The 9,401-nt window shown below is 32.6% G+C and carries 10 protein-coding genes; 4 read left to right on the plus strand and 6 right to left on the minus strand.

Annotated features, from left to right (window positions below):
• Window positions 1-39: 39 nt before the first annotated feature.
• From B2U95_RS01785 to B2U95_RS01805, 5 genes are all read right to left on the minus strand, one after another.
• Complete coding sequence (locus B2U95_RS01785; protein WP_296311928.1) at window positions 40-900, minus strand: cupin-like domain-containing protein; 861 nt, start codon at window positions 898-900, stop codon at window positions 40-42.
• A gap of 74 nt (window positions 901-974) precedes the next feature.
• Window positions 975-1,448, minus strand: a complete 474-nt coding sequence (locus B2U95_RS01790) for a hypothetical protein (RefSeq protein WP_296311931.1) — start codon at window positions 1,446-1,448, stop codon at window positions 975-977.
• Between the two features lie 55 nt (window positions 1,449-1,503).
• Window positions 1,504-2,937 (minus strand): flotillin family protein, encoded by a 1,434-nt coding sequence (locus B2U95_RS01795; protein ID WP_296311934.1) that lies wholly within the window; start codon window positions 2,935-2,937, stop codon window positions 1,504-1,506.
• 41 nt (window positions 2,938-2,978) lie between these two features.
• A complete protein-coding gene (locus B2U95_RS01800; protein WP_296311942.1) occupies window positions 2,979-3,623 on the minus strand; it encodes a hypothetical protein in 645 nt (214 codons plus the stop codon).
• A 309-nt stretch (window positions 3,624-3,932) separates the two neighbouring features.
• Window positions 3,933-5,759: a TonB-dependent receptor plug domain-containing protein gene (locus B2U95_RS01805; RefSeq protein WP_296311944.1), complete on the minus strand. Its 1,827-nt coding sequence runs from the start codon at window positions 5,757-5,759 to the stop codon at window positions 3,933-3,935.
• A gap of 94 nt (window positions 5,760-5,853) precedes the next feature.
• On the opposite strand from B2U95_RS01805, the gene B2U95_RS01810 reads away from it, so the two are divergent.
• Window positions 5,854-7,350 (plus strand): PLP-dependent aminotransferase family protein, encoded by a 1,497-nt coding sequence (locus B2U95_RS01810; protein ID WP_296311947.1) that lies wholly within the window; start codon window positions 5,854-5,856, stop codon window positions 7,348-7,350.
• Here B2U95_RS01810 and B2U95_RS01815 read toward each other — a convergent pair.
• Window positions 7,340-7,756, minus strand: a complete 417-nt coding sequence (locus tag B2U95_RS01815; protein ID WP_296311950.1) for a DUF2007 domain-containing protein — start codon at window positions 7,754-7,756, stop codon at window positions 7,340-7,342. The genes B2U95_RS01810 and B2U95_RS01815 overlap by 11 nt on opposite strands.
• Before the next feature lie 154 nt (window positions 7,757-7,910).
• Here B2U95_RS01815 and B2U95_RS01820 point away from each other — a divergent pair, with 154 nt between their 5' ends.
• The 3 genes from B2U95_RS01820 to B2U95_RS01830 form a co-directional block, all read left to right on the plus strand.
• Window positions 7,911-8,339 carry a cytochrome c oxidase assembly factor Coa1 family protein gene (locus B2U95_RS01820; RefSeq protein WP_296311953.1) on the plus strand — a complete coding sequence of 143 codons (429 nt, stop codon included), beginning with the start codon at window positions 7,911-7,913 and terminating at the stop codon, window positions 8,337-8,339.
• Window positions 8,340-8,343: 4 nt separating this feature from the next.
• On the plus strand, window positions 8,344-8,853 hold the full coding sequence (locus B2U95_RS01825; RefSeq protein ID WP_296311955.1) for a DUF2975 domain-containing protein: 510 nt from the start codon (window positions 8,344-8,346) through the stop codon (window positions 8,851-8,853).
• Window positions 8,854-8,946: 93 nt separating this feature from the next.
• Window positions 8,947-9,401 (plus strand): DUF2975 domain-containing protein (locus tag B2U95_RS01830; protein WP_296311958.1); only part of this gene is annotated, 455 nt, incomplete at its 3' end.

A 9,401-nucleotide genomic window follows, 5' to 3' on the forward strand; every position in this document is an offset into this window, starting at 1 on the left:
TACCAAATATACGAATTGTAAACTAAAATTACACAATAATTAAATGAAACCATTGGTGTTAGATATGGCTTTTTTATTTTTCCAATCTATCCATTTTTGGCCCTTTATACGACGCATTAAGTTATCATAATTACGCATTATAAATATGTTGTAAATCGCTTTTCTTAGATTTTTAGGATGTCTTGCAATGGCACGTAAGCTCATAGAAAATCCGGGTGTAATATATTTCATATAGTGCCAGTACCCTTCTGGCATGTAGAGTGTTTCGCCGTGTTTTAAATCGCAGACCCAACCTTTTGCATGTTTTAGAGCGGGCCATTTTTTAAAATCAGGATTTGAGAAATCAATATCTTCTCTTGTGATTAAGGAATACGGAATTTTATATAAATATTTATTCTGTTTCTGATCGAATAGGATGCATTGTTTCTCACCTTCAAAATGAAAATGAAAAATATTAGCTAAGTCAATATCGTAATGCATAAACGTATGTGAATTGGTTCCTCCAAAGAATAGCATTGGTAAACTTTTAAGTAGTCGTAACCCAAAATCCGGGTACTTAAAATCTTTTTGAAGTTGGGGGATTTCTTTTAAAATATTCCAAAGAAAAATTCTAAATTTTGTAGGCTCTTTTTTTAATAAATCTACATAATCACTCATCTTCATGGTGGCATGTGCTTCATTAAATCCATCTTTATAATCTACAGGTCTATCATCGTAAAGTGGAACAGTTATGTCACCAGCGATATCTTTTATGTAGTCTAAATTCCATTTAGAATATGCAGGCCAATCTTCTATACAACGTTCTATTACTACCGGTTTTTGTAGTTTAAAATAGTGTTTTATGAAATCCGCTTTCGTGATGGTTTTAACACGAGGAATTTGTTGTAGATTTAATTGCAAAAGTTAAAAATTTAGTAAGCTAAAGTTAATAAAACGTTACGAGAACATAATTATTATGCCGTTCAAAATTTGTGTTATAACCACTTAGATTTGCGTTCTGTAGCATCCAAAATATCAACATTTAAAACTGTTGCAATTTCTTTAGCTTTCATAAAAGCATCATTTTCATCATAGGTTTCGTAAGCTTCAATTTTTTGATTGGTGTTATAGAATAAATTAAGTTTTATAATTTCATTAGAAACATTTGCTTCAGCAGTTCTAGATCTCAAGGTTATTGTTTCATTAGTTCTAAATACCGATATATAGTCTGTCTCTGGAATTGGTTTCCAGGTTCCTACGGAAATACTTAATATTGATTTTATCTCTCTATACTTTTTATTTTTAAAGTCGAATTCTGAACCTTCTACCAAAAGAAGAAAAATACCCATACCAATTAAAATAAATCCTTTGAAACTAGAAAATAAAGAAATTATTCCAACGGTTAAGGCTATAGAACCTAGTATTAATTTCCAAATAGGAAGCTTTCTTTTAAATAGCAGTGTGTTCATAAAATAATTATATAAGAAAAGCCCACTTTTTTAAAAGTGGACTTTTCTAGTTTAACTATTTCTTTTCAGACTTATAAATCTCAGCATCTTCTGCTTCAATCTCTTTTTTGTCTTTACCTTTTAAATACTCAGGTAAATCCATACCAGCCATATTAAACATTTCTTGTAAAGGTGGTACTGATTTGTACATACCAGATAAGAAATTAGCGGTAGATGATTTTCCGTCTTCACCATTGCCACCATTATCCCAAACAGTTACCTTATCAATTTTAATATTCTTAATAGCGTCTGATTGTATCTTTACCAACTCAGGTAATTTATCTGCAATTAATAATAATACAGCATCTCTACTATTGTTGCCAGCAGCTTTTACAATTTCTTGTAAACCAGCTGCTTGTTTAGTTAGAACTTCAAATTGCCCTTGTGCTTCAGCCTGTGCTTTAAATAGTATCGCATCTGCTTCACCTTTAGCACGTCTTCTAATACGTTCTGCTTCTGCTTCTGCATCAATTTCAACTTTCTTTTTGTCAATTTCAGCAGGTACAATGATATCTGCCATTTGGGATGAGCGCACACGTTCTGCTCTTGCCGTTTCTGCTAATTGCTCTGCGGCATAAGATTCTTCTAATGCTTTTGCAGTTTGTACTTTTTCTGAGGCAATAGCCACACGTTCTGCTTCTGCTTCACGTTGACGGCGTAACGAATCTGAATTGGCTACTGCAATTTTTGCAGTATTTTCTCCTTCGACAGCTTGTGCATTAGCAGCAGCAACTTGGGTTCTTTCATCTTGTACAGCATTGGCTTCACCAATAGAACCATCTCTAGTTTTTTCAGCAACTGATTTACGTGCTGCATTAATAGCGTGCGCAGCCGCTTCTTTACCAAGTGCTTCAATATAGCCAGACTCATCAACAATATCTGTAATGTTTACGTTGATTAACTTTAAGCCAACTTTCCTTAATTCGGTTTCAACACTATCTGAAATATTGGTTAAAAATTTGTCACGATCATTATTAATTTCTTCAATATCCATCGAGGCAACGACTAAACGTAATTGACCAAAAATAATTTCTTGCGCTAGTTCTTGGATTTCATTCTGTCCTAAACCCAGCAAACGCTCTGCTGCGTTTTGCATAACACCAGGTTCAGTAGAGATACCGATGGTAAAACGTGATGGTACGTTAACACGAATATTTTGCTTAGATAAGGCATTCACCAGATTCACTTCAATAGATATTGGTGTTAATTCTAAAAATTCAAAATCTTGAATTACAGGAATAATAAATGCGGCACCACCATGAATACATTTTGCAGATTGGCCTCCACCTACTTTACCATAGACCACTAAAATTCTGTCAGATGGGCAACGTTTATAACGTTTTATCAATATAATTAATGTCAATACTATAAATAGTGCGACAAATATTAATAACATAGGGCCTCCTATGCCTTCCATGTTAATTGTTTCTTGTATGCTCAGTAATTTCATATGTTTTTGGGTTTAAGAGTTAGTATTGAGTTATTTTGAGTTTAATCGTTGCTTAGTAAACGATTTTCACCCTCTTGCAGTTGTTCATTTTCTGCGTGAGAAGGTTTAATAGGCTTACGTGTGTTGTCTACGATGAGAATTCCGTTTGAGGTAACATCGAGAACTTTTATAATGGTTCCAGATTTTAATTCGGTTAAGGAATCTGTAAGTGCATCTAATTCTCGCATGGTACCTTGCACATTTACAGTGACTTTACCAATTCTAGAGCGATCTGCACCAATAGTTAAGTAAACTTCGCCAACAGCATCAATAGCATTTTTATAATTTAGTGTTCCGCTATCTGTCAGTTTGCTAATAAAATAGAATAATGCTGCCATAACAGTCATCATTACTAATCCGCATAATACAGATACAATAACTGTAATTGGTTTTGATAAGCCAGCATCGATACATGCAATGCCACTCCAGCCAAAAATGGTAAAAAAGCCAACTAAGTTTTTAAAACTGATAAATTGAAAACCAGCTCCAAAATCAGCATCCATATCAGCGTCAAAATTACCAAGATCATCAGCATCACCTCCAGTAAAAGCCATAATCATAACTATACTAAAAATTAGTGAGCCAATAATAGCGACGAGCCAATACACCTTTGGTAAAAATTCTAAATTTGAAAACCATTCTACCATAATTGTAAGATTTAAAATGCGTTAATAAATATACGACCATTATGAGATTTTTCAATCTTATTTTGAAAGTAAATTGGGCATAAAATGACCACCAAGTAAGACTTAAGAAAAGTCATGGTTTATTTGAAATCTTTTTTTGGATTTGAATAATCCAAATAACGAATGTCAACTGTATTTTGATGGTTATTGTAAGTACGCTCGTTTCTATACTTTGTATACTCAAAAAGTTTTGAGTTGAGAACTACTTTCAATATATAAGTAGCAAATGAAGGAATTTTGTTACAGAAAATTTAATAAATATTTTTATTATTACTTAAAACTGTAACGTATTCCAAATAATACATTACTTGGAGGCATTGGTGTAAAGCCAGTTTCAATATAATCTGCATCAAAAATATTACTTGCAGTAATGGTAAATTCCATTTGTTTTAACCTGTAAACTAATGACGCATCCCAAACATTATAAGTTTGCCCTGTAGTACGCTCTGCATATTTATAAACAACATTTTGACGCATATTTTTAAATAACTGTGTGCTTAATCTTGTTGTGTATTGATGTTTTAAGGTGTTTAAAGAATAACGTGATAGTTCTTCGTTTTGCTCTAAAATATTATCATCTAAAAACGCATAGCCAAAAGCTAAAGTCTGTGTAAAGCCTTTGTGTTTAAAATTATAAGCAGCATCAAATTCAAAACCTTGAGTATTAACTTCTGTGATATTAGTGGCTGTGAAAATTTCTTCACTTGCATCAGGTCTTATGTAGTCAATTAAGTTTTGAGCATCTCTATTAAATACGGCTAAAGTGGCTCTAAATTTTGGTGTGATGTATTTGATACCGATTTCTTGAGCAAAAGCTTCTTCGGGTTCTAAATCTGGATTTCCGCTAGTACGAGGATCAGAATAAAATAAATCTGTGTATGTTGGAATTCTATAAGTATATCCAATATTTCCATAAACTTTTACGTCGTTAGAAACATCAAAACCAATGTCTAATCCAGGGAATGCATGAAACTTAAAATCCGAAAAGTAAGTTAGCGCAACACCTGGAGTAATATCTAACTTATTATCTAGTAATTGAAAACGATGCTCTAAAAACATATTAGTCATAAAGCGATTGCGATTGCCTAGATTATTACTTCGTAAGTGAATTTTAGAAAGATCAACACCAAAACCTGTAACACCTAATTTAGAAGTGTAAGAGGCATTGGCTTCTGCTCCAATCTTATCTGAGATATGGAAATTTCTAAAAAACTCAGGCTCAAAGCGTCTTAGTAAAAAGACATCTTGGTTTCGTTTCCAATAGACACGAGGTGAGATTTTTAGTTTTTCAGATTTAAAGGTTGTTGTAAAAGCGATTAAACTATTCTGCGTTTCTTCGTACTCGTTAAACGATGGATTAGTGGTGTAAAAATTCTCTGCACCAAACTTACGTTCAAAAAAAGTAGCGATCATTTCAATAGGTTGATCCTTTTTATTGAATACACTTTTTAAGAAAATATTAGAATTATCATAATCTGAATTAGGTCTATAACCTTCAGAAGTTACTTTGCCAATATGTACAATATGAGAGGAATTGTCTAGTTCTGTACCAACCGTTAAATTTCCATTTAATTGACCAAAAGAACCGGTTTCAAAATTTGCAGAAACACTATTATTTAGAGTTTTTTTAGTCACAATATTAATCGCTCCTGTAAAGGCATTTTGTCCAAAAATACGAGCAGCAGGTCCTTTGATGATTTCTATGCGCTCAATGACTTCTATTGGTAAAGCAGCATTCATAGTATGGTGACCGGTTTGTGCATCGTCCATTTTTATACCGTCAATTAATAGAAGCGTTTGGTCAAAGCCACCACCTCTAATATATAAATCGGCCTGGCTACCACCTGTGCCACGACGTCTTATGTCTACACCTGCAACTTGTTGTAATAAATCAGCAATATTTACAGCAGCACTATTTTTAATATCTGTAGCTGTAATAATACTTATGGTTCTCGAATTTTCTTTAAAAGGAAGATCAATTCGTGTTGAGGTAATAACAATTTCTTGTAAAGAATCGGTTTTTATTTCTTGTTCTTGAGCATTTAGTTCAAAAACGGTAATTAAAATGAATGTAAAAAGGTAGACTGTGTTTTTCATCTATTTAAGTTATGTAATACTTGTTATTGAACGCATTTAAGCATTACAAAAGTCGTAACTTTCCGGACGATTAAAGTAGTCCAGTTTTAAAATAATGAGTAGTCCGGCTAATCAAATTATTAAACAGCTTATTACATTCGATAAAACGGTGGTGCAACCTGTCTATATACAAGTAGCACAGCAAATAATAAATGCAATACAACGTGGGTATTTAGAAAAAGGTGTTAAGTTACCAGGAACTCGGATTTTAAGCCAACTATTAAACATTCATCGTAATACAGCCGTTGCTATTTATGACGAATTGGCATCTCAAGGTTGGGTAGATATTATAGCCAATAAAGGGACTTTTGTTTTGGTACCCGAGCCAACCACAGCAAAAATTAAAGCTACGGCACAACATTTACATCAGGCGTATGCTTACCCAAAAGTAGCAGGTTTTCCTTTTCAAAAATCATTTAACCTTGCTTCAACGTCTCAAGAAACTACTGCAAAGTATATGATTAATGAAGGTAAGCCCGATTTACGTTTGCATCCTGTTCATCAGTTTTCGAGATGGTATAGTGCTGCCATGAAACGAAAATCATTAATAAATAAGTGGAATAGAACAAGCGCTTTTACACCTTCGGTTTTTAAAACGCAGCTCTGTAATTATTTAAATGCCACGCGTGGCTTCCATATAAAACCTAGTAATTTAATAAACACACGTAGTACAGAAATGAGTCTTTATATAATGTCTCAGCTGTTGATTAAACAAAATGATTTGGTATTGGTTGGGCAGTTAAGTAATTATGCGGCTAACATGATTTTTCAACAAGCTGGTGCAACTATTAGAACAGTTCCATTAGATAAAGAAGGTTTAAATGTCGATTATATAAAAACCCATTTTTTAAAAAACAGTATAAGATGCGTTTATATATGTGCTAATAGAGATTATCCAACAACGTTAATGTTGAGTGCAAAACGCCGTTTACAATTGTTGCAACTGGCAAAAACGTATGGGTTTGCAATTATAGAAGACGATTATGACTACGATTTTCAGTTTGAAGGTTCTGCGATGTTACCTATGGCAAGTGCTGATGCTAATGGCATGGTCATTTATTTAGGTAAATTAGGACAGTCGTTATTTCCAAGTTTTCATACAGGGTTTGTGGTAGCACCCGAAAACTTAATTTCTGAAGCAAAAAATTACTTGCAATTATTAGATAGACAAGGAGATTTAATACAAGAGCAAATGCTATCAGAACTTATTTCTGAAGGTGAAATATACCGTCTTAAGAAAAAAAACATCATCACTTACAAAGAGCGTCGCGATAGTTTATGCCATTATTTAAACTATTATTTTGAAGCTATTATAACTTGGGAAAAACCCTTAGGTGGCTTAGCTATTTGGCTACAATTTGCGAAAACAATTTCGTTAGTTAAACTTGCTGAAGAAGCCGAAAAATTAGATTTATTTCTGCCTAAAACCATTTTATATCAAGATAAAAATACCTGCGCCATTCGTTTTGGTTTTGGACATTTAAATGAAGAAGAAATTGAAATTGTTATTAAAAAGTTGAAAAGCGCCTATGATAAGGTTTCTAATTTTTAATTGGAAATTCAGTCTTACAATCCTCACATTTGTATTGGTAACGTGTACTAAATGGTAACGTTCCTGATACAAAACCAATTATAAATGACATTAAAGATTTAAAATCGGCAATGGTAGAATATAATGCAATATGGTGTTCCTTACAATTGGGACAGACTATAGCTTCGCCATCATTATCTAAAGAATAGGCATTAATAGATTTTAAAATGGCTCTGGCTTCTTTTTCATCTTTGGCGAGTACTTTTAGTTTTACACCACCAATAGCATTACTTACTAAGGGATCCGTATCAATGGTGATGTTGTCTCTTAGGAATACTTCGATACCATCAGCTTCTAAACGCCCTTTTATAATTTGGGCTTCTGAGGAATATTGAAATCTGGCGATGGTGACGAAGGTGTTCTGCATGCATCAAAGATACTATAAAGATTTTGAGATTTGTCAGTTTTCAAAAACCTGACAGATCTGGTGAAAAAAAATTATTTTGAAAAAAAATTATTGTTTTACGATAATTTTCATACTTTTGTTATTGTTAAACAATAATTAAATAAAGTATCTCACTATGAAAAAAAGACTTTTAATCAGTTCTATCAGCATAATTTTAATAGCAGCGGTATGTGGTATTGGTTATGTGAGTTTAACATCGCATCTGTCCGAAGCGTTTAAATCATCAGAGCCCAAAACGTATGCATTGGGTTTGGCTAAAAGTAATACCGAAGTCATTAATAAAATAGGAAACGAAATTTTTATAGACACTCTTAAAACTGATAAAACGCAAAAGGGACAGTTCAAATTAGAGTTAGACTTTAATGGATTTAGTTTTGGTCAAGATGCCGTCGATTTAATTCTTCCAGTAAAAGGAAATAAAGGTAAAGCAAGTCTATATGTTGTTGCCGAAAAAAAGAATAAGCATTGGATTTATAAAACGGTAAAAATTGAGATTGATAAAAGCGGTACTGTGATAAACTTAATTGAAGAACTAAATAAATAATACAATGAGAAAACTTAGTATTCTAAAAAGTTTAATAGATTTTATTTGGCTTGTAACCTGTATTCCAAGCGCACTATTGCTTATTTTTTTTGCTGCTTATATCTTTATTGAACCAGAATCTTTGAATCTTGTTTTTGATATTGACATAGATAAACAAGACACCTCTGCAATTGCAGTTCAGATTTTTGGATTGCTATTTATTGTTTTGGCTTTTGGCACAATCTATTGTGTGTATCTGTTTAGAAAAACCTTGCGCTACTTCCAAAAGGTAAAACCTTTTCATAGCGATGTTATAAACAACTTTTATAGAATAGGCTACTTACTCTCAGGTATTGGTCTTCTGTCTTCCATATTACTCTTTGTAGCACATTTATTTTTTAAAAGTGAGTTTAAAATTAATTTAGGATTAAGTCCTTACATCATGTTAATCTGTCTTGGCCTATTTTTTATGGTATTGAGTGAAGTTTTTAAAGTGGCAAAACGAGCTAAAGAAGAAAATGAATTAACGATTTAATTATGAAACGAGCACGTTCAAAATTTTATCACACAATGAAATGATTACTTGCGAACAGCATGTGAACACTGAAAAAAAAATACACATAAACACATGAAAGACAACACAACACTTTTAACAATTATAACCTATGCTGTCTTATTAGGCGCTGTTTCGGTGCTTTTAAATGATATGCGTGAATTTGATTTTAACCAGTTTGAGAAGTTTCAGAATTGGGCAAAAACATCAGATAAAAATGAACGTTGGTTTACATCCAAAAACGCCATTGAATGGAGTTATTATGCCATAAGTGCAGGTCTGTTCTTTTGGAGAGGCTATCTTATTTACGGGTTTAGTTATTTCTTATCTATTTTGAAAGAAGTAGAAAATGGAAATTATTTTAGCGATAAGAATATTAAATATTTTAAAAGGATTGGAAGCATTTTTATCAGTTACACAGTAAGTGTCTTAATCCTTAGATTTCTATTAACCGCAATTGATGGTTCTTCTTTTAAGTTTTTCAATGAACTCAAAGGAGAATTCACATTTTTAATTCCTGCAGGATTAGC

The sequence above is a fragment of the Winogradskyella sp. UBA3174 genome, from assembly GCF_002364335.1.
In the GTDB taxonomy this organism is placed as follows: domain Bacteria; phylum Bacteroidota; class Bacteroidia; order Flavobacteriales; family Flavobacteriaceae; genus Winogradskyella.

Coding starts and splice junctions, on each gene's coding strand:
- B2U95_RS01820 (WP_296311953.1), top strand. CDS start 7,911: ATGAAAAAAAGACTTTTAATCAGTTCTATCAGCATAATTTTAATAGCA.
- B2U95_RS01805 (WP_296311944.1), bottom strand. CDS start 5,759: ATGAAAAACACAGTCTACCTTTTTACATTCATTTTAATTACCGTTTTT.
- B2U95_RS01795 (WP_296311934.1), bottom strand. CDS start 2,937: ATGAAATTACTGAGCATACAAGAAACAATTAACATGGAAGGCATAGGA.
- B2U95_RS01800 (WP_296311942.1), bottom strand. CDS start 3,623: ATGGTAGAATGGTTTTCAAATTTAGAATTTTTACCAAAGGTGTATTGG.
- B2U95_RS01790 (WP_296311931.1), bottom strand. CDS start 1,448: ATGAACACACTGCTATTTAAAAGAAAGCTTCCTATTTGGAAATTAATA.
- B2U95_RS01825 (WP_296311955.1), top strand. CDS start 8,344: ATGAGAAAACTTAGTATTCTAAAAAGTTTAATAGATTTTATTTGGCTT.
- B2U95_RS01815 (WP_296311950.1), bottom strand. CDS start 7,756: ATGCAGAACACCTTCGTCACCATCGCCAGATTTCAATATTCCTCAGAA.
- B2U95_RS01810 (WP_296311947.1), top strand. CDS start 5,854: ATGAGTAGTCCGGCTAATCAAATTATTAAACAGCTTATTACATTCGAT.